Annotated in this window: 22 protein-coding genes, 1 tRNA gene and 1 other RNA gene; 5 read left to right on the forward strand and 19 right to left on the reverse strand. The window is 58.9% G+C overall.

Annotated elements, in window-relative coordinates:
- Positions 1–18: 18 nt before the first annotated feature.
- From nusA to ftsH, 8 genes are all read right to left on the reverse strand, one after another.
- Positions 19–1,512 carry a transcription termination factor NusA gene (gene nusA, locus BY454_RS00530; RefSeq protein WP_104414677.1) on the reverse strand — a complete coding sequence of 498 codons (1,494 nt, stop codon included), beginning with the start codon at positions 1,510–1,512 and terminating at the stop codon, positions 19–21.
- A gap of 72 nt (positions 1,513–1,584) precedes the next feature.
- A complete protein-coding gene (gene rimP / locus BY454_RS00535; RefSeq protein ID WP_104414678.1) occupies positions 1,585–2,046 on the reverse strand; it encodes a ribosome maturation factor RimP in 462 nt (153 codons plus the stop codon).
- A 312-nt stretch (positions 2,047–2,358) separates the two neighbouring features.
- Positions 2,359–2,443, reverse strand: a tRNA-Leu gene (locus BY454_RS00540).
- A 7-nt stretch (positions 2,444–2,450) separates the two neighbouring features.
- Positions 2,451–2,831 (reverse strand): preprotein translocase subunit SecG, encoded by a 381-nt coding sequence (gene secG, locus BY454_RS00545; protein WP_104414679.1) that lies wholly within the window; start codon positions 2,829–2,831, stop codon positions 2,451–2,453.
- Between the two features lie 24 nt (positions 2,832–2,855).
- Positions 2,856–3,614, reverse strand: coding sequence for a triose-phosphate isomerase (tpiA, locus tag BY454_RS00550; protein WP_104414680.1), 759 nt, complete (start codon positions 3,612–3,614; stop codon positions 2,856–2,858).
- Between the two features lie 72 nt (positions 3,615–3,686).
- The gene (glmM, locus tag BY454_RS00555) at positions 3,687–5,030 is read right to left on the reverse strand and encodes a phosphoglucosamine mutase (protein ID WP_104414681.1); all 1,344 of its coding nucleotides are present in this window, start codon (positions 5,028–5,030) and stop codon (positions 3,687–3,689) included.
- Positions 5,030–5,860, reverse strand: coding sequence for a dihydropteroate synthase (folP, locus tag BY454_RS00560; RefSeq protein ID WP_104414682.1), 831 nt, complete (start codon positions 5,858–5,860; stop codon positions 5,030–5,032). The genes glmM and folP overlap by 1 nt, the downstream gene beginning before the upstream one ends.
- A gap of 96 nt (positions 5,861–5,956) precedes the next feature.
- Positions 5,957–7,903 carry an ATP-dependent zinc metalloprotease FtsH gene (gene ftsH / locus BY454_RS00565; protein WP_181049611.1) on the reverse strand — a complete coding sequence of 649 codons (1,947 nt, stop codon included), beginning with the start codon at positions 7,901–7,903 and terminating at the stop codon, positions 5,957–5,959.
- A gap of 345 nt (positions 7,904–8,248) precedes the next feature.
- On the opposite strand from ftsH, the gene BY454_RS00570 reads away from it, so the two are divergent.
- Positions 8,249–8,557 carry a YhbY family RNA-binding protein gene (locus BY454_RS00570; protein ID WP_104414683.1) on the forward strand — a complete coding sequence of 103 codons (309 nt, stop codon included), beginning with the start codon at positions 8,249–8,251 and terminating at the stop codon, positions 8,555–8,557.
- Positions 8,558–8,625: 68 nt separating this feature from the next.
- Here BY454_RS00570 and greA read toward each other — a convergent pair whose 3' ends face one another.
- The 7 genes from greA to grpE form a co-directional block, all read right to left on the reverse strand.
- Positions 8,626–9,105 (reverse strand): transcription elongation factor GreA, encoded by a 480-nt coding sequence (gene greA, locus BY454_RS00575; RefSeq protein ID WP_104414684.1) that lies wholly within the window; start codon positions 9,103–9,105, stop codon positions 8,626–8,628.
- Between the two features lie 5 nt (positions 9,106–9,110).
- A complete protein-coding gene (carB, locus tag BY454_RS00580) occupies positions 9,111–12,329 on the reverse strand; it encodes a carbamoyl-phosphate synthase large subunit (RefSeq protein WP_104414685.1) in 3,219 nt (1,072 codons plus the stop codon).
- 80 nt (positions 12,330–12,409) lie between these two features.
- Positions 12,410–13,543, reverse strand: a complete 1,134-nt coding sequence (gene carA / locus BY454_RS00585) for a glutamine-hydrolyzing carbamoyl-phosphate synthase small subunit (protein ID WP_181049612.1) — start codon at positions 13,541–13,543, stop codon at positions 12,410–12,412.
- A gap of 184 nt (positions 13,544–13,727) precedes the next feature.
- The gene (dapB, locus tag BY454_RS00590; RefSeq protein WP_104414687.1) at positions 13,728–14,528 is read right to left on the reverse strand and encodes a 4-hydroxy-tetrahydrodipicolinate reductase; all 801 of its coding nucleotides are present in this window, start codon (positions 14,526–14,528) and stop codon (positions 13,728–13,730) included.
- An 11-nt stretch (positions 14,529–14,539) separates the two neighbouring features.
- On the reverse strand, positions 14,540–15,670 hold the full coding sequence (gene dnaJ / locus BY454_RS00595) for a molecular chaperone DnaJ (protein WP_104414688.1): 1,131 nt from the start codon (positions 15,668–15,670) through the stop codon (positions 14,540–14,542).
- Between the two features lie 78 nt (positions 15,671–15,748).
- Complete coding sequence (dnaK, locus tag BY454_RS00600) at positions 15,749–17,671, reverse strand: molecular chaperone DnaK (protein WP_104414689.1); 1,923 nt, start codon at positions 17,669–17,671, stop codon at positions 15,749–15,751.
- Between the two features lie 99 nt (positions 17,672–17,770).
- Positions 17,771–18,370, reverse strand: coding sequence for a nucleotide exchange factor GrpE (gene grpE / locus BY454_RS00605; protein WP_104414690.1), 600 nt, complete (start codon positions 18,368–18,370; stop codon positions 17,771–17,773).
- A 240-nt stretch (positions 18,371–18,610) separates the two neighbouring features.
- On the opposite strand from grpE, the gene recN reads away from it, so the two are divergent.
- Positions 18,611–20,290 (forward strand): DNA repair protein RecN, encoded by a 1,680-nt coding sequence (recN, locus tag BY454_RS00610; protein ID WP_104414691.1) that lies wholly within the window; start codon positions 18,611–18,613, stop codon positions 20,288–20,290.
- Between the two features lie 68 nt (positions 20,291–20,358).
- Here the strand turns inward: recN and fur are convergent, their stop codons facing one another.
- Positions 20,359–20,775, reverse strand: coding sequence for a ferric iron uptake transcriptional regulator (fur, locus tag BY454_RS00615; RefSeq protein WP_104414692.1), 417 nt, complete (start codon positions 20,773–20,775; stop codon positions 20,359–20,361).
- Positions 20,776–20,898: 123 nt separating this feature from the next.
- Between fur and BY454_RS00620 the strand changes: the two genes are divergently transcribed.
- Positions 20,899–21,231: an outer membrane protein assembly factor BamE gene (locus tag BY454_RS00620; protein WP_104414693.1), complete on the forward strand. Its 333-nt coding sequence runs from the start codon at positions 20,899–20,901 to the stop codon at positions 21,229–21,231.
- Positions 21,232–21,234: 3 nt separating this feature from the next.
- On the opposite strand, the gene BY454_RS00625 is transcribed toward BY454_RS00620, so the two are convergent.
- From BY454_RS00625 to BY454_RS00635, 3 genes are read right to left on the reverse strand one after another with little or no spacing between them, the layout of a single operon-like run.
- On the reverse strand, positions 21,235–21,513 hold the full coding sequence (locus tag BY454_RS00625; protein ID WP_104414694.1) for an RnfH family protein: 279 nt from the start codon (positions 21,511–21,513) through the stop codon (positions 21,235–21,237).
- On the reverse strand, positions 21,513–21,959 hold the full coding sequence (locus BY454_RS00630) for a type II toxin-antitoxin system RatA family toxin (RefSeq protein WP_104414799.1): 447 nt from the start codon (positions 21,957–21,959) through the stop codon (positions 21,513–21,515). The genes BY454_RS00625 and BY454_RS00630 overlap by 1 nt, the downstream gene beginning before the upstream one ends.
- 59 nt (positions 21,960–22,018) lie before the next feature.
- Complete coding sequence (locus BY454_RS00635; RefSeq protein WP_104414695.1) at positions 22,019–23,506, reverse strand: sodium-dependent transporter; 1,488 nt, start codon at positions 23,504–23,506, stop codon at positions 22,019–22,021.
- Positions 23,507–23,651: 145 nt separating this feature from the next.
- On the opposite strand from BY454_RS00635, the gene smpB reads away from it, so the two are divergent.
- Both smpB and ssrA read left to right on the forward strand, forming a co-directional pair.
- Positions 23,652–24,128 carry an SsrA-binding protein SmpB gene (gene smpB, locus BY454_RS00640; protein WP_104414696.1) on the forward strand — a complete coding sequence of 159 codons (477 nt, stop codon included), beginning with the start codon at positions 23,652–23,654 and terminating at the stop codon, positions 24,126–24,128.
- A gap of 75 nt (positions 24,129–24,203) precedes the next feature.
- Positions 24,204–24,567: a transfer-messenger RNA gene (gene ssrA, locus BY454_RS00645) on the forward strand.
- The last annotated feature ends 62 nt before the right edge of the window (positions 24,568–24,629 follow it).

Raw genomic sequence — 24,629 nt, forward strand, 5'->3', positions numbered from 1 at the left:
TGGTCCTCCTCTCCCGACTCAGGCCTGGTCTTCAAACCAGGGTGCACGTGCGGTCATAATCAGCTGACCGGCACGCTCTTCATCCATACCTTCAATCTCGAGCAGCTCATCAATCGACTGCTCGGCCAGATCTTCCATGTTGCGCACACCCATGCCGGCCAGCTTGAAGGCCAGGGCACGGTCCATGCCGTCCATGTTCAGAAGATCTTCCTCAGGTTCTGCGCCCTCCAGGGCTTCTTCGCTGGCCAGCGCCTGGTTCAACAGGGCATCTTTGGCGCGGTTACGAAGTTCGGTTACCGTTTCTTCGTCAAAGCCATCAATGGCCAGCATCTCTTCCATCGGCACATAGGCCACTTCTTCAATGGACGTGAAGCCTTCCTCGATCAGGACGCCGGCAAATTCCTCGTCCACGTCCAGGTTGTCGATGAAGTGCGCCAGCAGGCGGTTGTATTCCTGCTCCTGACGCTCACCGGCTTCTTCCTCGGTCATCACGTTCAGCACCCAACCGGTCAAGTCGGTCGCCAGACGGACGTTCTGGCCGTTACGGCCGATGGCCTGTGCCAGATTATCTTCGGCAACGGCCACTTCCATGGTGTGACGGTCTTCGTCCATCACGATGGACGCGACTTCCGCCGGTGCCATGGCGTTGATCACCAACTGGGCCGGGTTATCGTCGTACAGCACGATGTCGACACGTTCGCCGCCCAGTTCGTTGGAGACCGCCTGTACGCGGGAACCGCGCATGCCAACACAGGCACCCACCGGATCGATCCGGCGGTCGTTGGTCTTCACGGAGATCTTGGCGCGGGAACCGGGGTCACGGGCGGCACCGCGAATCTCGATCAGGTCTTCGGCGATTTCCGGCACTTCAATGCGGAACAGCTCGATCAGCATCTGCGGATCGGTACGGCTCAGGATCAGCTGCGGGCCGCGATGATCGGTGCGAATTTCCAACAGCAGGGCCCGAACCCGGTCACCCATGCGGAAGGTTTCGCGGGGAATCAGGTGCTCACGCGGCAGCAGTGCTTCGGCATTGCTGCCCAGATCAACGATCACGTTGTCGCGAGTAACCTTCTTGACGGTACCGGACACCAGCTCGCCAACGCGGTCACGGTAGCTATCAACGATCTTGGTGCGCTCGGCTTCACGGACTTTCTGGAAGATGATCTGTTTGGCCGCCTGGGCGCCGATACGACCGAACGCGACGGATTCCACCTTCTCTTCGTGGATATCACCCGGCTTGAGCTCTGGATCAATTTCTTCCGCTTCCTGAAGGGTCAACTCGGTGCCCAGTGCCGGCACAGCGTCGTTGTCCACTACCAGCCAGCGGCGGAAGGTTTCGTACTCTCCGGTGCGGCGATCAATGGCAACCCGGATGTCCGCTTCCTCGTCTTCGTAACGTTTTTTGGCAGCGGTGGCGAGAGCGAGTTCAATCGCCTCAAAAATTACATCCTTCTCGACGCCTTTCTCGTTCGAGACGGATTCCACTACCAGCAAGATCTCTTTATTCATTGGATTGCCCTGCCCTCAAAATGATCGATACTTCCAAAACTATATTCGCGCGAATAATTCAAACGTCGGCACTTACTTGAATGTGGGTACAATGCTGGCTTTTTCGATACTGTCGAACGGCAGCAGATATTCGTGGTCATCCACCTGAATGATCACGTCGTCGTCTTCAACACCCTTGATCAAGCCCTGGAACTTGCGACGCCCCTCAAAGGCCATGCGCAGACGGAGCTTGACCGTGTAGCCGACGAACTCCCGGTAGTGCTCGAGACGAAACAGTGGCCGATCCATACCCGGCGAAGACACCTCCAGGGTGTATTCCGTCTGGATGGGGTCTTCCACATCCATCACGCCACTGACCTGTCGACTGACTTTTTCGCAATCTTCAATGCTGATGCCATTTTCGGCATCGTCGATGAAGATACGCAGCATGGAGTTAGTACCCCGGGAACGGAATTCGATCCCCCAGAGCTCGTACCCCAATCCTTCCACGACCGGGCGCAGAATTTCTTCCAGTTGCTTGAGCTTGGCTGACAAGTGTCGCCGCCTCCATTTTCAGATTTTCAAAGTCCACAAACAAAAAAAGGGCTGTTAATCAGCCCTTTTAATGCACAGGGCCTTTTGCGCCAGGCCCTTTAATCAAAAAGCCCCTGAAACCGGGGCCTTTTGTTGCAAGAATTCGCAGAAGACAGCCCCAAGCTGTGTTCTGCCGACAGACACCTGGCCTGCCCGGAAGCCGGCGCTAGCGCCGACTCCGATATCCGCCGGAGTATAGAGACGCCATGCGGATTGGTCAAGGACTGACCAAAAAGAAAACGGCCTGGGTAAACCAAGCCGTCTTCGTCAATATGGTGCCCGGGGCCGGACTCGAACCGGCACGGCTCTCGCCACTACCCCCTCAAGATAGCGTGTCTACCAATTTCACCACCCGGGCATCAAACTTACTGAAGGTCGGGAACCTGAGAATTCCCGGCCTTGCCATCGCTGTTGGCCGTATCGGCTTCAGCAGGCTGCTCATCCAGAGCCGGCGCATCGGAGGATTCCTCAACTACGGGAATGCCCGCTTCGCCAGCGACTTCAGCGCGCTGCTTGGCAAATACTGCCAGCGAAAAACTGGTCACAAAAAAGACAACGGCCAGCAGGGTCGTCATCTTGGTCAGGAAGCTACCGCTGCCCTGACTGCCAAATACGGTCTGGGACGCTCCACCACCGAACGCGGCGCCCGCGTCAGCGCCCTTGCCCTGCTGGATCAGAACGAGACCCACCAGCGCCACGGCGATCACGACGTGCACAGTAACTACCAGTGTTTCCATCCAATCCATACTGACTCTCGTAAACGTTTTGGCTTACGCACCCGCCGGGAACGACCGGCAAATGCTTAAAAACTCGTCGGCCTTCAGCGATGCACCGCCAATAAGACCACCATCAATGTCCGGCTCTGCGAACAGAGCGGCCGCATTATCCGCTTTTACGCTGCCGCCGTAAAGTACCGAAACCTCATTTGCCGGTGCATTTACCGATTCAAGTACACCTCGAATGTGCAAATGCATGGCTTGCGCGTCTTCGGCGGTCGCGGTTTTACCGGTACCGATTGCCCAGACTGGCTCATAGGCGATCACAACCTGACCCCACTGGTCAGCACCCACCTCGGACAACCCCTGGCGAATCTGCTCAGCCACGACCTGCTCGGCCCGGCCTTCACTGCGCTCTTCGAGCGTTTCGCCGACACACAGCATGGCAGTCAGGCCACTTTCCAGCACCCGCGCAACTTTCTGCGCAACCTGCTCGTCGGTTTCACCGAACAACTGCCGGCGCTCGGAGTGTCCGACAAGCGCGTAACGACAACCCATGTCCCGGACCATTGCTGCGGACACTTCCCCTGTGTAGGCACCGGACTGCCAGCAGGCCACGTTCTGGACACCGACCTGCAGCGCGGTTCCAGCACTTTCCAGAACCTGACCGACATACAAAGCCGGGGGAATCACGGCGATGTCAGGCCCGGATTCCAGGCTGCCGGCCTCAGCGGCCACAGCACCGACCAACTGTTTCACCAGGTCCTGCGACCCGTTCATTTTCCAGTTTCCAGCTACGATCCTGCGACGCATGGTTACTCTCGACAGCCCTGAATTAAGCGACGCCGAACTATACAGCAGTCACCGGGCCCGCACAAGCCGGACTCAGGGACTGGAGTTCTCGACCACCAGCGCCAATTCGTCAGCAATGCGCCCAATTTCCACCGCATTTTTGCCTTCGGCCATAACCCGAATCAGCGGCTCGGTACCAGAGGCCCGCAACAGGATGCGGCCATTCTCGCCAAGGTGCTGTTCCGCCTTCCGGACCGCTTCCACGATGTCTTCACGGCTAAACGGATCGAAGCGTTTCGCGACCCGCACATTGACCATCTTCTGCGGCAACTTGGCCATGCCCCGGCGGAGCTGGGCCATGGTTTCGCCGGAGCGGCGCACGGCCAGCAGCACCTGCAGCGCAGAGACGATACCGTCGCCGGTGGTGGTGCAGTCGCGGATCACCATGTGACCGGAGCCTTCACCGCCAATCAGCCAGCCGTTGGCCAGCAGACGCTCCATGACATAACGATCGCCCACTTTTGCCCGTTCAAAGGCAATGCCCGCCTCCTGCAGGGCCAGCTCCACACCCAGGTTGGTCATCAGGGTACCGACCACGCCGCCGCGCAACCTTCCCTCCAGATGACGCTGGGAAGCGAGAATGTACAGCAACTCGTCGCCGTCCACTTCCGAGCCGTCACGGTCCACCATCAGCACACGGTCGCCGTCGCCATCAAAGGCAATGCCCAAGTCCGCCTGCTTTTCGGCCACCGTCTTTTTCAGCGCGTCCAGATGCGTGGAGCCCACGTTGAGGTTGATGTTCAGGCCGTCCGGGTTGGCACCAATGGTGGTTACCTTCGCGCCCAACTCCTGGAACACCTTGGGCGCCACGTGGTAAGTCGCTCCATGGGCGCAATCCAGCACAATGTGCATCCCATCGAGCGTAAATTCGTTGGGCACGGTGCTCTTGCAGAATTCGACATAACGACCGGGAGCGTCGTCCACCCGAAAGGCCTTGCCCAGCTCTTCCGGCGCACACACCTCAATGGGCTTGTCGAGCCAACGCTCGATTTCGGCCTCCAGGGCATCGTCCAGCTTGGTGCCGGCGGAGGAGAAGAACTTGATGCCGTTGTCATGATGCGGGTTGTGTGAGGCGCTGATGACGATGCCAGCCGAGGCCCGAAAGGTACGAGTCAGGTAGGCGATCGCCGGCGTCGGCATTGGCCCCAGGAGCTTGACGTCCACGCCGGCTGCTGACAGGCCCGCTTCCAGTGCCGATTCAAACATGTAACCGGACAAACGGGTGTCCTTGCCAATCAGCACGCTGTTGCGCTGACCATCCTTCTTGAACGCCTGCCCGGCGGCCCAGCCCAGTCGCAACATGAAATCCGGAGTTATGGGCGAATCACCGACCCGACCACGAATGCCATCGGTGCCAAAGTATTTACGCTGGGACATCAAATTGCCTCCTTCACTGCCGCGACCACCTTCATGGCGTCCACGGTTTCCCGTACATCGTGCACCCGCAGAATGCCGGCGCCTTTCATGGCGGCTATTGTCGCCGCCGCCAGGCTGGCAGGCAAGCGTTCACTGACCTCGCGGCCCGTGATGGCGCCCAACATGGATTTGCGGGACATGCCCACCAGAATGGGATGCCCAAGAATACGAAGCTGTTCGAGAGTCGCCAGCAACTGGACGTTATGCTCCACGGTTTTACCAAAACCAAAGCCCGGATCAAGAATGATGTTTTCCGGGAGCACCCCGGCCCGCTCGGCTTCGCGCATGCGTTCAGTCAGAAACAGACTGACTTCCCGGTGCACGTTCCGGTAACGGGGGTCATCCTGCATGTGATCGGGCTCACCCTGGATATGCATGATGCACACTGGAATGCCCGCCTCGGCGGCCACCTTGCAGGCCCCTTCGCGCTGAAGCGCACGCACGTCGTTGATCAGTCCGGCGCCCAGGCGCGCTGTTTCGGCCATGACTTCGGGATTACTGGTATCCACGGAGATCACCGTATCCAGCTCGCGAGAGATAGCTTCGACCACCGGGCAGACCCGGTCCAGCTCTTCCTGGGTAGAGACCGGCGATGCCCCCGGCCGGGTGGATTCGCCGCCCACGTCAATAAAGGAGGCACCATCTCTGACCATTTCCCGGGCTCTCAACAAAGCCGCTTCGGGCCGATTGAAATGCCCGCCATCCGAAAACGAGTCCGGCGTTACGTTCAGAATACCCATCACATGGTTCTTGGACAGATCAAGCTGCCGGCCGGCAAAGTTCATTTCCATAGTGCAGGTTCCAGGGGTTGGATATTAGGGGAATACAAAAACAAACGCCGCCCGGAACCGGGCGGCGTATCAGCCTGTGGCGAATAGCCAGCGAAATCAGTGTTCGCCGGCAGGGCGACCAACACCGGGCTGACGACCATCGTCCGAGCCCTTGGGCTCGGGGGCCCCTTCCGGCTCATCCGCCTTGACGCCACCGGTCGGGCCGCTGTCACCCCAGCCCTTGGGCGGGCGCGGCTTATGGCCAGCCATGATGTCGTCAATCTGATGGCTGTCGATGGTTTCGTACTTCATCAGCGCATCCGCCATCATGTCGAGCTTGTCCCGGTTATCAACCAGGATCTGCTTGGCCCGCTCGTAGCAGCTGTCGATGATGTTACGCACTTCCTCATCGATGCGCTGGGCGGTTTCCGGCGAGTACACAGTGTGCGACTGGCCAGCCGAACGCCCCAGGAACGGCTCTTCGCTCTCGGTGTCGTACTGCAGCGGACCCAGCTTTTCCGACAGGCCCCACTTGGTGACCATGTTGCGAGCCAACTGGGTGGCGCGCTCGATGTCGTTGGAGGCACCCGTAGTCACCCCATCAAAGCCCAGGGTCAGCTCTTCGGCGATCCGCCCGCCAAACAGGCTGCAGATGGAGCTGATCAGGTAACGCTTGGAGTGACTGTACTTGTCTTCCTCGGGCAGGAACATGGTGACACCCAAGGCCCGACCACGGGGAATAATGCTCACCTTGTAGACCGGATCGTGCTCCGGCACCAGCCGACCCACGATGGCGTGGCCGGATTCGTGGTAAGCCGTGTTGAGCTTCTCTTTTTCGCTCATCACCATGGACTTGCGCTCGGCGCCCATCATGATCTTGTCCTTGGCTAGCTCCAGCTCTTCCATGGAGACCAGGCGCTGGTTACGACGGGCCGCGAACAGCGCCGCCTCGTTCACCAGGTTGGCCAGATCGGCACCGGAGAAGCCCGGGGTACCGCGGGCGATGGTGGACGGCTCCACACTTTCGGCCAGCGGCACTTTCTTCAGGTGAACTTTCAGGATCTGCTCACGGCCGATGATGTCCGGCAGACTGACGACCACCTGGCGGTCAAAACGACCGGGGCGCAGCAGCGCCGGGTCCAGCACGTCCGGACGGTTGGTGGCGGCAATAACGATAACGCCTTCGTTACCTTCAAAGCCGTCCATTTCAACCAGCAACTGGTTGAGGGTCTGTTCACGCTCGTCGTGACCACCACCCATGCCGGCACCACGGTGACGGCCGACCGCATCGATCTCGTCAATGAAGATGATGCACGGGCTCTGTTTCTTGGCCTGCTCGAACATATCACGGACACGGGACGCACCCACACCCACGAACATTTCCACGAAGTCGGAACCGGAGATCGAGAAGAACGGCACCTTGGCCTCACCGGCAATAGCCTTTGCCAGCAGGGTCTTACCGGTACCCGGCGGGCCCACCATCAGCACACCCTTGGGAATCTGACCGCCCAGGCGCTGGAACTTGCTCGGATCGCGCAGGAAGTCCACCAGCTCTTTCACGTCTTCCTTGGCTTCATCGCAGCCGGCGACGTCACCGAAGGTGGTCTTGATCTGGTCTTCGCTCATCAGGCGCGCCTTGGACTTGCCAAACGACATGGGGCCTTTGCCGCCGCCACCGCCGCCTTGCATCTGGCGCATGAAGAACACGAACAACGCGATGATGATCAGGATCGGGAATGCCGCCACCAGAAGCTGTGTCCACAGGCTCTGGCGCTCCGGCTCCTTGCCGATAACTTCGACGTTATTGGCCAGCAGATCGTCCATCAGCTTATTGTCGGACACCTGCGGGCGAATGGTCTGGAACTGGGAACCGTCACCGCGGGTACCCTGCACCTGCAGACCATCAATGGTTACTTGCCGAACCTGGCCCTGCTGGACCATTTCAACAAACTGGGAATAGTTAACTTGTTGCCCCGTGGTGGTGGGAGAGAAATTCTGAAACACCATCAACAGGACTGCGGCTATGATTAGCCAGAGAACCAGATTTTTTGCCATATCGTTCAAGGATCATCACCTGTGAATTGCCGGACGGACGCCGCTTGGCACCCTATCCTTTCTCGACACCTTACACTAATTGTACGTCTGTCCACCAGAAATGGCCCATCCGTAGCGGCCACATCCCTACTGGCGCTTTTGACCCAGGCATCGTCCAAATGTTCCTGCATCCAGCGACCGCTGGACATGGAGCGAGCCAAGCCTTCCTCCGGATTGCCTGCTGACCAGCGGAGGTGTCGGTATACACCCCCATTTGTGGGCGCAAGCAATCTGTTACAATGCGTGAATTATACGATGTTGTCAGCCGTCATACCGCTGACCTTTTGTTAATTGCACCCATTAAGAGATTACATAATGAGTTTGTCACCGGAACAGCGCCGGGAATACCGGGCCATTGCCCACAACCTGAAACCCGTGATTATTGTTGGCGACAAGGGCCTTTCCGAAGGCCTCCAGGAAGAGCTGGAGCGTGCCCTGAACGATCACGAGCTGATCAAGATCAAAGTCGCCAGCCCCGACCGCGACGTGCGCCGCGAGGCGATTGACGCCCTGTGCGAGTCGTCCGGCGCCGAGCTGGTGCAGACCATCGGCAAGATCGCTGTGATCCTGCGTCGGGCCAAGCAGCCCAACCCGAAGCTGTCGAATCTGCTGAGAAACAAATGATTCGCCACTAAAAACAAAAAGCCGGCCCGGGGAGTACCCGCGCCGGCTTTTTGTTTGCCCGGAATACCTTAGATGTATTCCACCTCGGCAATTTCGTACTCCACGGTGCCCGAAGGAATGCGGATAGCCACCACATCACCTTCGTTCTTGCCCACTAGCGCGCGGGCAATCGGCGAGGAGATAGATAGCTTGCCTGCCTTGATGTCTGCCTCGTCCTCACCAACGATCTGGTAAGACACTTCCTCGTCCGTATCCATGTTCACCAGGTGCACGGTGGTGCCGAAAATCACCTTGCCGGTGTTCTCCATGGTGGTGACATCGATTACCTGGGCGGCACCCAGCTTGCCTTCGATTTCCTGGATACGACCTTCGATAAAGCTCTGCTGCTCACGCGCGGCATGGTACTCGGCATTCTCTTTCAAATCGCCGTGTTCCCGGGCGTCAGCAATGGCCGCGATGACTCGCGGCCGATCTTCGCCTTTCAGCTTCTTCAGTTCTTCGCGCAGGCTTTCTTCCCCTGCTTTGGTCATGGGTACTCTGTCAGCCATAATTCTTACTTTCCTGCGTGTAGTTCCTGGAGACGACGAACGGTGCGCTCCGGGCCAAACTTGATGGCCCGGCAGAACGCTTCACCGCCTGCCAGTGTCGTTGTATAGGTTGTCTTGGTCTGCAAGGCGGACTGGCGGATCTGCGCCGAGTCAGCAATGGCCTTGCGACCCTCGGTGGTGTTGATGATCAACTGCACCTGGCCATTCTTGATGGCATCGACAATGTGCGGACGACCCTCGCGAACCTTGTTCACGCGCTCCGCCTCAACGCCAGCCTCGGCCAGGGCTTCGGCGGTGCCGGTGGTGGCGATGATGCGGAAACCGGCTTCCTGAAGGTCGCGCGCCACCTTGGCCGCCGCCGGCTTATCGACATCCCGCACCGACATGAAGGCCACGCCTTTCACCGGCAGGCGCTCACCGGACGCCAGGGAAGCCTTGGCGAAGGCTTCATCAAAGCTGTCGCCGATACCCATCACCTCACCGGTGGACTTCATTTCCGGCCCCAGGATCGGGTCCACCGCCGGGAATTTGTTGAACGGGAACACGGACTCTTTCACCGAGTAGTGCTCCGGCACAATTTCCTGGGTGAAGTTCAGCTCTTTCAGGGTCTTGCCGGACATAACCCGAGCCGCGACCGCCGCCAGGGAAACGCCCACCGCCTTGGACACGAACGGCACGGTCCGCGAGGCACGAGGGTTCACCTCGATGACGTAGATCTCACCGCCCTGCCAGGCCAGCTGTACGTTCATCAGGCCGATCACGTCCAGCTCGATAGCCATTTTCTTCACGGCCTCGCGCATTTCATCCTGCACCTCTTTGGGCAGGGTGTACGGCGGCAGCGAACAGGCGGAGTCGCCGGAATGCACGCCGGCCTGCTCAATGTGCTGCATGATGCCACCAATGACCACGTCTGTGCCGTCGGAGATGGCGTCGATGTCCACCTCGATAGCGGCGTTCAGGAAGTGATCCAGCAGTACCGGGCTGTCGTTGGAAACCAGTACCGCGCTGCGCATGTAATGCACCAGCTCTTTCTCGTCATAGACGATTTCCATGGCACGTCCGCCCAGCACGTAGGACGGACGGACCACCAGCGGATAACCAATCTCGCGAGCCGCCAGGATGCCTTCCTCGTGGCTGCGCACGGTGGCGTTTTCCGGCTGCTTCAGACCCAGGCGCTGGATCATCTGCTGGAAGCGCTCACGATCCTCGGCGCGGTCGATGGCGTCCGGGCTAGTGCCAATGATGGGCACGCCGGCCGCTTCCAGGCCACGGGCCAGTTTCAGCGGTGTTTGGCCGCCGTACTGCACGATCACGCCCTTGGGCTTCTCGATGTAGACGATTTCCAGCACGTCTTCGAGGGTGATCGGCTCGAAATACAACCGGTCGGAGGTGTCGTAATCGGTCGAGACGGTCTCCGGGTTGCAGTTGATCATGATGGTTTCATAGCCGTCTTCGCGCATGGCCAGGGCGGCGTGAACACAGCAGTAATCGAATTCGATGCCCTGACCGATCCGGTTCGGGCCACCGCCGATAACCACGATCTTGTCGCGATCCGAGACATCCGCTTCGCACTCTTCCTCATAGGTGGAGTACATGTAGGCGGTGTCGGAGGCAAATTCCGCCGCGCAGGTGTCCACGCGCTTGTACACCGGGCGCACGTCCAGGTCGTGGCGCAGCTTACGCAGGCTGACTTCGGAAATACCCAGCAGCTTGGCGAGGCGCGCGTCCGAGAAGCCCTTGCGCTTGAGCCGGAACAGGGTGGTCTTGTCGATGTCGGCCTTGCCGGCGGACTTCAGCATTTCCTCTTCGCGGATCAGGTCCTCGATCTGCACCAGGTACCAGGGGTCCACGTGGGTGTTGCGGAACACTTCCTCGACGGTCATGCCGGAGCGGAAGGCATCGCCGATGTACCAGATTCGCTCGGCGCCCGGCACGTTCAGCTCGCGGGTCAGGGTCTCTTTCGAGCTTTCCGACTGCAGGTCTTCCAGCTTCTCATCCATGCCTTCGGAGCCCACTTCCAGACCGCGCAGGGCTTTTTGCAGGGATTCCTGGAAGGTCCGGCCAATGGCCATCACCTCACCCACGGACTTCATCTGGGTGGTCAGGCGGGCGTCGGCCTGCGGGAATTTCTCGAAGGTGAAACGCGGAATCTTGGTGACCACGTAGTCGATGCTCGGCTCGAACGAGGCCGGGGTCACGCCACCGGTGATTTCGTTCTGCAGCTCGTCCAGGGTGTAACCCACCGCCAGCTTGGCCGCCACTTTGGCGATCGGGAAGCCGGTGGCTTTGGAGGCCAGTGCCGAGGAACGGGACACCCGCGGGTTCATTTCGATAACGACCATGCGGCCGGTGTCCGGGTTGATGCCGAACTGGACGTTGGAGCCGCCGGTTTCCACACCAATTTCACGCAGGACCGCCAGGGAGGCGTTCCGCATGATCTGGTATTCCTTGTCGGTCAGGGTCTGGGCCGGTGCCACGGTAATGGAGTCACCGGTGTGCACGCCCATGGCGTCAAAGTTCTCGATGGCGCAGACGATGATGCAGTTGTCGTTTTTGTCACGGACAACTTCCATCTCGTACTCTTTCCAGCCGATCAGGGATTCGTCGATCAGCAGCTCGTTGGTCGGAGAAAGGTCGAGGCCGCGAGTACAGATTTCCTCGAACTCTTCCTTGTTGTAGGCGATACCGCCACCGGAGCCGCCCATGGTGAAGGACGGACGGATGATGCAGGGGAAGCCGATGTCCTCGGACACTTCCCAGGCTTCGGCCATGGAATGGGCGATGGTGGCACGCGGGCACTCCAGGCCGATCTTGCGCATGGCCTTGTCGAAACGGTCCCGGTCTTCGGCTTTATCAATGGTGTCGGCGTTGGCGCCAATCATTTCCACGCCGTGCTTTTCCAGGATGCCGTGTTTTTCCAGGTCCAGCGCGCAGTTCAATGCGGTCTGGCCACCCATGGTGGGCAGCAGGGCATCCGGCTGTTCCTTTTCGATGATCTTCTCGACGGTCTTCCAGGTGATGGGCTCGATGTAGGTGGCATCGGCCATGACCGGGTCGGTCATGATGGTGGCCGGGTTGGAGTTCACCAGAATCACCCGGTAACCCTCTTCACGCAGGGCTTTACACGCCTGCGCACCGGAGTAGTCGAATTCGCACGCCTGCCCGATCACGATGGGGCCGGCGCCCAGGATCAGGATGCTTTTGATGTCAGTACGTTTTGGCATGTCTCGGTAAACCTGTCAGCAACTTTGAATTCTTTCGCGCTGTTGGCAGCGCCCATGAGTTATCCGTGATGGCCTTGCCCTCAGGCAGATCGCTTTTCCATCAGTTGAATAAACTCGTCAAACAGCGGTGCCACATCGTGGGGGCCGGGACTGGCTTCCGGGTGCCCCTGGAAGCTGTAAGCCGGCTTGTCGGTGCGGCGAATGCCCTGCAGGGTGCCGTCGAACAGCGACTTGTGGGTGGCTTCCACGTTGGCCGGCAGGGTGGCCTCGTCTACGGCAAACCCGTGGTTCTGGCTGGTGATCATCACCGTGCCCTTGGCGATGTCCTGAACCGGGTGGTTGGCGCCGTGGTGGCCATGGCCCATTTTCATGGACTTGGCGCCACTGGCCAGGGCCAGCAGCTGATGCCCCAGGCAGATGCCAAAGACCGGGATGTCGGTTTCCAGCACTTCCTTGATGGCGCTAATCGCGTAGTCGCAAGGCTCGGGGTCGCCCGGGCCGTTGGACAGGAAGATGCCATCGGGATTCATCGCCAGCACTTCGGAAGCCGGGGTCTGAGCCGGCACCACGGTGATGTCACAACCGCGCGCAGCGAGCATGCGCAGGATGTTGTATTTCACGCCGTAGTCCCAGGCCACCACCTTGAATTTGGACTCGGTGCGCTCACCATAGCCACCGCCTTTCAGGCTCCATTCGGTCTGGCTCCACTGGTAGGGCTTTTCGCAGGTGGCTTCTTTCGCCAGGTCCATGCCTTTCAGACCCGGGAAAGCGTTGGCCAGCTCCAGGGCGCGCTCGGCGGTGGCGTTCTCGCCGGCCACGATGGCGCCGTTCTGGGAGCCTTTGTCGCGCAGGATGCGAGTCAGGCGGCGGGTATCAATATCTGCAATACCAACAACGTTGTTGCTTCGCAGGTAGTCATCCAGGCTCTGCTGGTTACGCCAGCTGCTGGCGAGCAGCGGCAGATCGCGGATGATCAGGCCGGCGGCCTGAATGCGGTCGGATTCTACGTCTTCTTCGTTAACACCGGTGTTGCCAATGTGCGGATACGTGAGGGTCACGATCTGGCGGGAGTAGGACGGGTCGGTCAGGATTTCCTGATAGCCGGTCATGGCGGTGTTGAACACCACCTCGCCGCTGGTTTCGCCGTCTGCGCCAATGGCGGTGCCGTAGAAGAGGCTTCCGTCTGCGAGTGCAAGGATTGCTGGTGTGCTCAAGGCTTGTATCCTCATCGAGTGGCGGTAAGTTCGTCACGAACAGGAACGCAAGCGCATATTCAGGTTGCAAAAAAGCGAGACTGAGTAAAACCCGGTCCCGCTTTTTCAAAAACTTGTTAATGTTACGCTTGGTGCAGTCAAATCGCCTTATTGTAAGAAATCTGGCGATTTTTGTCCACGGCTATTACTTAAGCCCCAGAACATCCTGCATATCGTACAACCCCACCGGCTTGTCCTTCAGCCACAGCGCCGCGCGCATGGCACCCTTGGCGAAGGTCATGCGGCTGCTGGCCTTGTGGGTGACTTCGATGCGCTCGCCTTCGGTGGCGAACAGCACGGTGTGGTCGCCCACCACATCGCCCGCGCGGATGGTTTCGAAGCCGATTTCTTTGCGGGTGCGCTCACCGGTGAAGCCTTCGCGACCGTAGACGGCGCATTCCTTGAGGTCACGGCCCAACGCATCTGCCACCACTTCGCCCATGCGCAAAGCCGTGCCCGAAGGCGCGTCTTTCTTGTGGCGGTGGTGGGCTTCGATGATTTCGACGTCGTAGTCGTCGCCCAGGGTGGCGGCGGCGGTGCGCAGCAGGTTGAGGACGACGTTGACGCCCACGCTCATGTTGGGGGCGAAGACCACCTGGGTGGATTCGGCCGCCAGGGCGAGCTGGGCTTTTTCGGCGTCGGTGAGGCCGGTGGTGCCGACCACGAGCATTTTGCCGTTGGCCTTACAGAAGTCGGCGTTTTCCAGGGTGAGGTCCGGGAAGGTAAAGTCCACCAGTACGTCGAAGTCGTCTTTGACGGCGTCGAGGCTGTCGGCCATTTTCACGCCGGTTTTGCCGATGCCGGTCATTTCGCCGGCATCGGCGCCCACCAGGCTACTGCCCGGCTGGACGATGGCGGCGCCAAGCTCAAGGCCTTCGGTGCCGTCCACGGCTTCGATCAGTACTTTTCCCATGCGCCCGGCGGCGCCGATGATTGCTACCCGCATTGGCTCGTCCCTCAGAATTTCATTTCGTCAAAGAAGCTTTTCACACCCTCAAACCAGGAGGTTTTCTTGGGAGCGTGGTTGCTGCCATTGTTGCCATCCAGGGTTTTCTGGAATTCCTCGAGCAGCTCTTTCTGACGCTTGGTGAGGTTCACCGGTGTTTCCACGATCACGCGGCACAGCAAATCACCCGCTGGGCCACCGCGAACCGGGCTGACACCCTTGTTGCGCAGGCGGAAGAGTTTGCCGGTCTGGGTTTCCGCCGGGATCTTCAGCTTCACGCGGCCATCGAGTGTGGGCACTTCCAGCTCGCCACCCAGGGTCGCATCGATGATGCTGATGGGCACCTCGCAATACAGGTTGCGGCCATCCCGGGTGAAGATGGAATGCTCGCGCACCGCCACCTGGACGTACAGATCGCCCGGGGGCCCACCGTCCATCCCCATCTCGCCTTCGCCGGAGAGACGGATGCGGTCGCCGGTATCGACGCCGGGCGGCACTTTCACGGACAGGGTTTTTTCTTTTCTTACGCGGCCCTGGCCGTTACATTTCTTGCACGGGTTCTTGATGATCTGGCCGGCACCGCCACACGTGGGGCAGGCCTGCTGTACGGTGAAAAAGCCCTGCTGCATGCGCACCTGACCCATGCCCTTACAGGTGCCGCAGGTCTCGACGCCGGACCCCCTCTCCGCGCCACTACCGTCGCAGGAATCACATTCCTCATGGCCGGGAATGGTGATTTCGACGTTTTTGCCTTTAACCGCCTCTTCTAGATCCAGTTCCAGGGTGTAACGCAAGTCGGCGCCACGAGTTGTGCGGCCGCGACCACCGCCGCCACCGAAGATGTCGCCGAACACATCCCCAAAGATGTCGGAGAAGCTGGCACCGCCACCGCCGAAGCCGCCGGCTCCAGCCTGGCCATCAACGCCGGCGTGCCCGAACTGGTCGTAGGCTGCCCGCTTGTTGGCATCGGTCAGGACTTCGTAGGCTTCGCTCGCCTCTTTGAACTTGGTCTCGGCGTCTTCATCGTCCGGGTTACGGTCCGGATGGTATTTCATGGCGAGCTTTCGATACGCCCGCTTAATTTCTTTCTCATCCGCGCCCCGGGAAACCCCGAGCACTTCGTAATAATCGCGCTTGGCCATGGTCTAAAACCCTGTTGCTATAACGAGGAAAACGCGGACGTTTGCCCGCGTTTTCCAGCTGCCTGATGTACTTCAGAATTACTTCTTGTCGTCGTCTTTGACTTCTTCGAACTCGGCGTCGACAGCGTCATCAGCGCTTTGGGCCTGCTCCTGGCCGCCAGCCTGCTGAGCCTGGTCACCGCCTTCTTCTGAGTACATCTTCTGGGCCAGCTCGGAAGACACTTCCGACAGCTTCTGGGTCTTGGCTTCGATGTCGTCCTTATCGGAGCCTTCCAGCGCTTCCTCGAGGTCCTTGATGGCACCTTCAATGGACTCTTTCTCGCTGTCGCTGACCTTGTCGCCGGCTTCGCTCAGGGTCTTGCGCACGGCGTGAACCATGGCGTCGCCCTGGTTACGAGCCTGAACCAGCTCTTCGAACTTGCGATCTTCCTCGGCATTGGCCTCGGCATCGCTCACCATCTTATCGATTTCGTCATCGCTCAGACCGGAAGAGGCCTTGATCACGATGGACTGCTCTTTGCCGGTGGCCTTGTCTTTGGCCGATACGTTCAGGATGCCGTTGGCGTCGATGTCGAAGGTGACTTCGATCTGCGGCACGCCACGGGCTGCCGGCGGAATGTCGGCCAGGTCGAAACGGCCCAGCGACTTGTTCTGTGCCGCCTGCTTGCGCTCACCCTGGACCACGTGAATGGTTACCGCAGTCTGGTTATCTTCCGCTGTCGAGAAGGTCTGCGACTTCTTGGTCGGGATCGTGGTGTTCTTGTCGATCAGCGGAGTCGCTACGCCACCCATGGTTTCGATACCCAGGGTCAGCGGGGTTACGTCCAGCAGCAGTACGTCTTTCACATCGCCAGACAGTACCGCGCCCTGGATGGCCGCGCCGATGGCAACCGCTTCGTCCGGGTTCACGTCCTTACGCGGATCCTTGCCGAAGAATTCCTTCACTTTTTCCTGAACCAGCGGCATGCGGGTCTGACCGCCCACCAGGATCACTTCGTCGATCTCGGAAGCGCTCAGGCCGGAATCTTTCAGGGCCATCTTGCACGGCTCGAGGCTGCGCTGAACCAGCTCTTCCACCAGGGATTCGAGCTTGGCACGGGTCAGCTTCACGTTCAGGTGCTTCGGACCGGTCTGGTCAGCCGTGATGTACGGCAGGTTCACATCGGTCTGCTGGCTGCTGGACAGCTCGATCTTGGCCTTCTCGCCGGCTTCCTTCAGGCGCTGCATGGCCAGGGAATCGCCGCGCAGGTCGATGCCGCTGTCCTTCTTGAACTGGTCCGCCAGGTGCTCGATGATTTTCAGGTCGAAGTCTTCACCACCCAGGAAGGTGTCACCGTTGGTGGCCAGTACTTCGAACTGGTGCTCACCGTCCACGTCGGCGATTTCGATGATGGACAGGTCGAAGGTACCACCGCCCAGGTCATAAACCGCCACGGTGCGATCACCGCTCTGCTTGTCCAGGCCATAAGCCAGGGCCGCTGCGGTCGGTTCGTTGATGATACGCTTGACTTCCAGACCGGCGATCTTGCCGGCGTCCTTGGTGGCCTGACGCTGGCTGTCGTTGAAGTAGGCCGGCACGGTGATAACCGCTTCGGTCACCTTCTCGCCCAGGTAATCCTCGGCGGTCTTCTTCATCTTCTTCAGGACTTCAGCGGACACCTGCGGCGGCGCCATCTTCTGATCTTTTACCGATACCCAGGCGTCACCATTGTCGGCCTTGGTGATCTTGTACGGCACCATCTTGATGTCTTTCTGAACCACATCGTCTTCAAAACGACGACCGATCAGACGCTTGATGGCGTACAGGGTGTTGTTGGGGTTAGTCACCGCCTGACGCTTGGCGGACTGACCTACCAGGGTCTCGCCATCGTCGGTGTAGGCGATGATGGAAGGCGTGGTGCGATCGCCTTCGGCGTTTTCGATAACCTTGACCTTGTCGCCATCCATGATAGCCACACAGGAGTTGGTGGTGCCCAGGTCGATACCGATAATCTTGCTCATTGAATCACTCCAATTTTCAAAGCTTTCTGAATTCTGTTCCGGAGCGATAAACCCCGGCTTTGTCTGTTTACAGGCTATATTGGCGCGTTAATTCGCTTTTCAAGCCTGCTCATCGATTTTTGGGCCATCTTCCGCCTTCGCGACCATGACCATGGCCGGACGAACCACGCGGCCGTTCAGCAGGTAGCCCTTCTGCACCACGGCCACCACGCTGTTCGGCTCGGCATTCGGTGCCGGCACCATGGACATGGCTTCGTGCTGCTGGGGATCAAACGGCTCACCCACCGGGTTCAGCTCTTCAACGTTGAACTTGCCCAGACTCTTCTTGAACAGATCCAGCGTCATTTCAACGCCTTCGCGAATGGAGGTGACCACTTCGCTGGACTCCTTCTGGCCCTCGGTGCTTTCAACCGCCTTCTCGAGGCTGTCGGCAACCGGCAGAAGTTCCTTGACGAACTTTTCCAGCGCGAACTTGTGCGCCTTCTCCACATCGATCTCGGCCCGGCGGCGAACATTCTGCATTTCCGCCTGGAAGCGCAGCGACTGCTCCTGGGCCTCCTTCAGCTTGGCCTGAAGTGACTCCACTTCGGATTCTTCCTCAGTCGCCGGCTCGGCCTCGGTGGACACCTCTTCCGCTTCGGTCTCCACCGCTTCGTTCTGTTCTTCTACCTGCTCACTGCGTTTTTCATCCGCGCTCATGACAACTCCTGATACCTGTTCTCACGGCCCCAACCGGGCCTGGACTGAATGAGACCTGTCTGTCGGAAGACAGGAAAATTGGCGTTGCGAACGGATATGGGGCTGCCCTCTTCGGTTTCAACCTCCCCCACCGACAATCTTTGTGCATTTCCTGCACTCTCGTTTGCAAACAGCAAAAACCCTGTATATATTCACAGTCACTGTATGAACGAACAGTGCGAAAGAGCGGAGGTCTCAGGCATGCTCACCGAACTTACGGTTTCCAACTACGCCATTGCCGAAAAAGTGGAATTGCACTTCAGCCGGGGCATGACCGCCCTCACCGGCGAAACCGGTGCCGGCAAATCGATTGTTCTTGATGCCCTGGGGCTGGCCATGGGTGGTCGCGCGGATGCCGGCGCGGTACGCCACGGCGCCAAGCGGGCCGACATTACTGCAAGCTTTGACGTTTCTCGCATTCCCGAGGCCCGGCACTGGCTGGAAGAGCAGGAACTGGATGACGCCGAGCACTGTATCCTGCGCCGCAGCATCAGCAAGGAGGGCCGCTCCAGGGCCTTCATTAACGGCCAGCCCTGCCCACTGTCCCAGCTCAAGGAACTGGGGGGCATGCTGATGGACATTCACAGCCAGCACCAGCACCAGTCCCTGTTGCGCAAGGAGACCCACCGAAAACTGCTGGACGAGTTTGCCGGCGCGGAAACCCTTGCCGACGATACCCGGGCAGCCTGGAAAACCTGGCGCCAGACCCACCAGAAACTGGAACAGCGTCGCCAAAACGCGGATGAGGCCGAAGCCCGCATTCAGTTACTGCGTTATCAGGTGGAAGAGCTGGACCGACTTGCCCTGCAGGACGGCGAGCAGGAAGCCCTGGAGCAGGAGCAGGCTCAACTGAGCCAGGCCGATGAGGTGCTTCACAGTAGCCACCAGGCCGTCCTGTTATGCACCGAAGACGACAACAGTGCCGCCAGCCTGGTGCGCCAGGCCCTGCACCAACTGGAACAGCTGCCGGTTGAAGTCCCCGCACTTGCCGATACCCTGCAGATGCTGGGGGACGCCCAGATCCAGATTTCGGAAGCAGGCGACAACCTGCGCCGGTTTGTCGAAGATTACGAAGCCGATCCGGCACGACTGGCCGAAGTGGAAGAACGCCTGAGCAGCATCTACCAGATGGCCCGCAAACACCGCATCACCCCGGAAGAGTTGCCGGACTTCCACCAGAAACTGAGCGAAGAGCTGGCCGAGCTGGATGGTGGCGAAGGCAGCCTGGAAAAGCTGGAAGCCGAGCTCGAAGAACACCGCACCCACTTTGACGAGTTGGCCGGACAACTGACCGACAAACGCCAGCAGGCCGCAGCCAACCTGGACCAGCGCATTGCCGAGGAACTTGCGCAACTGAGCATGCCGTCGGTGCAGTTTGTTACTCACCTGAACCGAAACGACGCCGGCGAACCCGCGCCCCATGGCCTGGAAGACATTGAATTCCTGGTCAGCGCCAACCCGGGCCAACCCGCCCGTTCCCTGGCGAAAGTGGCCTCCGGCGGCGAACTGTCGCGCATCAGCCTGGCCATCCAGGTGGTAGTGGCTCAAACCTCCACCACCCCCACGCTGGTATTCGACGAGGTGGACGTCGGTATTGGCGGTGGCACGGCCGAGGTGGTCGGCCGACTTCTGAGATCCCTGGGCGATAACGGACAGGTATTGTGCGTAACGCACCTGCCGCAAGTAGCCGCGCAATCCCATCAACACCTGTTTGTCAGTAAGTTCACCGAGTCAGACGCAACCTACTCGCGCATAGAGACACTGGACGACCAGGGAAGAATTGATGAAGTGGCGAGAATGCTGGGAGGCATGGACATGACCAAGCAGACACTGGCCCATGCAAGGGAAATGTTTACCAAGGGCCAGGCGACGCATCATTGACCCCTACTCTTCGTTGCGAAGAGCTTGCGGGGCTGCCATGTTGGCAAGCCCCGCTTTTTTAGCCGGTATTACTTCTTGGAATCGACGGGCTTCACGTAGAGGATCAGGCTGTGATCCACAATCTCGTAGCCGTGCTCTTCCGCAATCTTCTTCTGGCGCTCTTCGATTACTTCATCGACAAACTCAATGACCTCGCCGGTCTGTGTGCAGACCATATGATCGTGGTGGTCATCGCCCGCCATTTCGAAAACAGCGTGCCCGCCTTCAAAATTGTGCCGCAGAACAAGTCCGGCTGCCTCAAACTGGGTCAGCACCCGGTAGACTGTCGCCAGGCCCACGTCATCTCCCTGGTCAAGCAGCTTCTTGTAAACGTCTTCCGCACTGAGATGGTGCTCTTCGGCGTTTTCCAGAATATTGAAGATTTTCACTCTTGGCAGAGTAACCTTCAGACCGACTTTTCGTAATTCGGTGTTTTCAGATGACATGTTACTATTCGCTCTTTGGTGTGCCTTGCGGCTTCGGGTATGATGAAGCCGTTTTCAACGGGTAACGTAACCGTTTCACTCCTGCCACGCAGGCGATGTCAAGATAGAGGAATTCCCCCGGCGATGCAAAAGCTCTCCGCTATCGTTTTTATTAGCATTTTATTCTTGTCTGGCTGCTCTTTCCCGGGCGTCTACAAAATCAATGTGCAGCAGGGCAACATTGTCACTGATGCAGAGCTAGCCGAACTGTCGGAGGGCATGCCCAAGAGCCAAGTGCGGGCCATTCTTGGCACACCACTGGTCATCAATCCGCTGGACTCTGACCAGGACTACTATGTTTATACCTTTCAGCGCCGGGGCGGTGAAGTGAAGGAGCAACGCATCGTCGTCTACTACCAGGATGACCGCTACACGCGCCATCAAGCGAAACTGCTTGAAGAGACCCCTGCGTACTGAATTTTAACCCTTCTTCTTGGCCCGGTTCAGCCGGGCCTGCTTGGGATCAATCTTCAACGGCCGGTACAGCTCAACCCGATCCCCCTCGCGAAGCTGGTGCTCCGCCGGCTTCTTCACCACTTTTCCGAAAATTCCCATGTCGATCGTCTCCAGATCAATCTCGGGAAATAATTCGGTAATGCCTGACTGCTTTACCGCCTCAAGCATGGTGGCATCGTCCGGCACCTGAACGGTCACGATGCGCTGCTTCTCTGGGCGGGCGTAGGCGATTTCCACTTCCATTACACACTCCCCCGGCCATACAACTCATCGGCGCGACGACAGAACGCATCCACCATGGTGTTGGCCACATATTTAAACACCGGCCCAAACGCCATGCGGGACAGGGAGCCTGAAAATTCGAAGTCCAGCGTCAGGATCACCTTGCAGGCGTTGTCATCCAGCGAATGGAATTGCCATCGCCCGGTCAGACTCTTGAGCGGACCGTCCGCCAGGCTGATTTCGATACTTTCCGGCTCCTGCACCTGGTTGCGAGTGGTCAGCTTGTGGTGCATGCCGCCTTTGGCAATATCGAGAGAGGCCACGCGGTAGCCTTCGCCCTCTTCAACCACTTCAGCGCCAGCGCACCAGGGCAAAAACTCCGGGTAGCGAGGCACATCGTTAACCAAGTGGAACATGCGCTCGGCCGAGTGCATGACAAGTGCGGTTTTATGAATCTGGTGAGCCATGTAAATCTGGGTTCCTACACTTTGCATGACGCAGGCTGCCTGGCAGCCTTCAGTATTTTTCACTCGTTATCATACTGGATATCGCCCCCACGTGGCTCATCCTGAACCGGCTGATCCTCTATGACGGACTGGTCGCGGCCACACCAGATGGCGGAATGACTGGTTTCGCACACATTTGCCAATGAAAAGACGGTGTACTGCAAACCAATCCAGGCCACCACCAAAGGCACCACAAATCGGAGTACCCAGTACCAGTACTTCCGAAGCGGCGCAGTTGCGTGTCCCAGCAGCAGGTTGGCGTACTTGCGGGTGAGGCACCAACCGGTAAACGCGGAAATCAGGATACCAACCAGCGGAATCAGGATGCCACCGGAGATCAGCTCGAGCCAGCGAAACAGCGATGCACCGGCAGGATGATACTCCGACCAGAGATTGAAAGAAAAAAGCGTTGCCAACCCGGCAAGCCAGACGCCAATCGCCATCACCCCAACCGAGAAGCGTCTTGGAGCGCCCACCCACTCTCGGAACCAGCCAACCAGGGGCTCCAGCAAGGCAATCGAGGTGGCCCAGACAATCAAGACAACAAGCAGAAACACAGCGGCAATAATCGCCTGGCTATAAGGCAGAACAGACAAGGTGTCAGGCAGGGAAACAAACAGCAGCCCAAAGCCCCGCTCACTGTCCAGACCACCACCAGCGACCGAAAACATCATTAAACCGGCGCCGATCGCGAACAGGGTGTCCATCAGCACAACGGCCAGAATGGAACGTTTCAGGCGGGTGCCCGGAGCCGCGTAGGCGCCAAATATTGCCCAGACGCCCATTCCCAGCCCGAGCGTGTAAAACGCATGGAAAAAGGCCGCCCGAATACTGCCAAACCCCAACTGCTCCGGGCGCGATTCCAGAATCTGCTCCACGCCAGCGCCAACCTGCCCGCCAGCCACCGATAGCAGGAAAAGCCCAACCATCAACATCAAGGTGAACGGCACCAGGATCCTGACCGAACGTTCAACGCCGCTCACCACACCCCGGACCGACACCAGAACCACCAGCAACAGGAAAAACACATGCCAGGCCATAAACTCCCGGTAGTTACCGGGATCCGCGACCAGGTTTGTCAATACTCGACCGGCGCTGTGCTCCCCGGAGCCACCGAATTGGCCCGTCGCCCCGTAGAAGATGTACGCCAGTACGATACCGCCAAACACCACCGTGAACGACAACACCAAGAACGCTGCCACAATGCTCAATGGGCCAGCCAGGCGCCACAGCGGGTGACTGCCTGCGGTTTTCACATAACCGGCCATCGCCAGCACAATGCCATGCCGGGCATGGCGACCAAACACGGTTTCGGTCACCATCAGCGGGAGTGTGACCAGCAGCAGGCACGCCAGATACAGGAGAATAAACAAGCCACCGCCGTGCTGGCTGGCCAGATAGGGGAACTGCCAGAGGTTCGCCAGCCCAACGGTGGCACCCAACGCAGCCCAAAAGAAGGAGGATTTACGGGTAAACGACCCGATAGAGGTTTGGTACTTTCGCGGCATTCCGGCCCCTGGCATCCATGAGTCCGTTATTGTAGCTGAACCCACCGCAGGACCGTTAATACCCAACCGGTTGATACCGTGACCCGCGCCACGGTCCTGGGCTACAATGGTCGCTTCGCCATTCTTCCGATCCCGGACAGGATTCATGAGCAAGAAGAAAGCACCGACCAACAACACCATTGCCTTGAACAAAAAGGCCAAGCACGAGTACCACATCGAGGAACGCTTCGAGGCGGGCCTGTCGTTACTCGGCTGGGAAGTAAAATCCCTGCGGGCGGGCAAGGCCCAGCTGGTGGATGCCTACGTGCTTTTGAAAGGCGGCGAAGCCTGGCTGCTGGGGGCGCACATCACGCCACTGAGCACCGCTTCGACCCACGTTATTGCGGACCCAACGCGAACCCGCAAACTGCTGCTGCATGCCAAGGAAATTGCCAAGATCATCGGCAAGGTGAACCAGGCAGGCCACACCTGCATTCCCCTGGCGCTTTACTGGAAGAACAACAAGGTCAAGTGCGAAATCGCCCTGGCCAAAGGCAAACAGAAGCACGACAAGCGCGCCGCCGAGAAGGAAAAAGACTGGAACCGCCAGAAGCAGCGCATCCTGCGTGAAGTGAACAACTAGGGCGAGCGGATAGGTACAAGCCACGCAACCAGCACTTGAAGTTGCTCAAACGATACCCATATACTGAAGACAAGAGGGGACGACATGGCTTCGACGCTGGTGACGAACCCTTGGGTGCATGTCGAGATGGCAGCGAATCTCGTTAATCCAAAGCTGCTTTAAAATAGTCGCAAACGACGAAAACTACGCACTGGCAGCGTAAGCTGCCGGTCGTCCTGGCTGGGGCGCCTATAACCCAGTAGCAACATCCCAGGACGTCATCGCTTATAGGCTGCTCCGTTAGTCAGAGCTCACTGTCTAACGGCTAAGATCAAAGAGCTCGGTTCTTGCACCCTGACTCTCGGGTCGCTTGAACTTAAAAAAATAGAGAGACACTAAGCATGTAGACCTCAAGGCTGAGTGCTGGCGGACGCGGGTTCAATTCCCGCCGTCTCCACCAAACACCAAGAAAAAAGCCCCTGATTTCAGGGGCTTTTTTCGTTTATGGCCAGCCCCCAACAC

Source organism: Marinobacter persicus (genome assembly GCF_002934325.1).
GTDB classification, from domain to species: domain Bacteria; phylum Pseudomonadota; class Gammaproteobacteria; order Pseudomonadales; family Oleiphilaceae; genus Marinobacter; species Marinobacter persicus_A.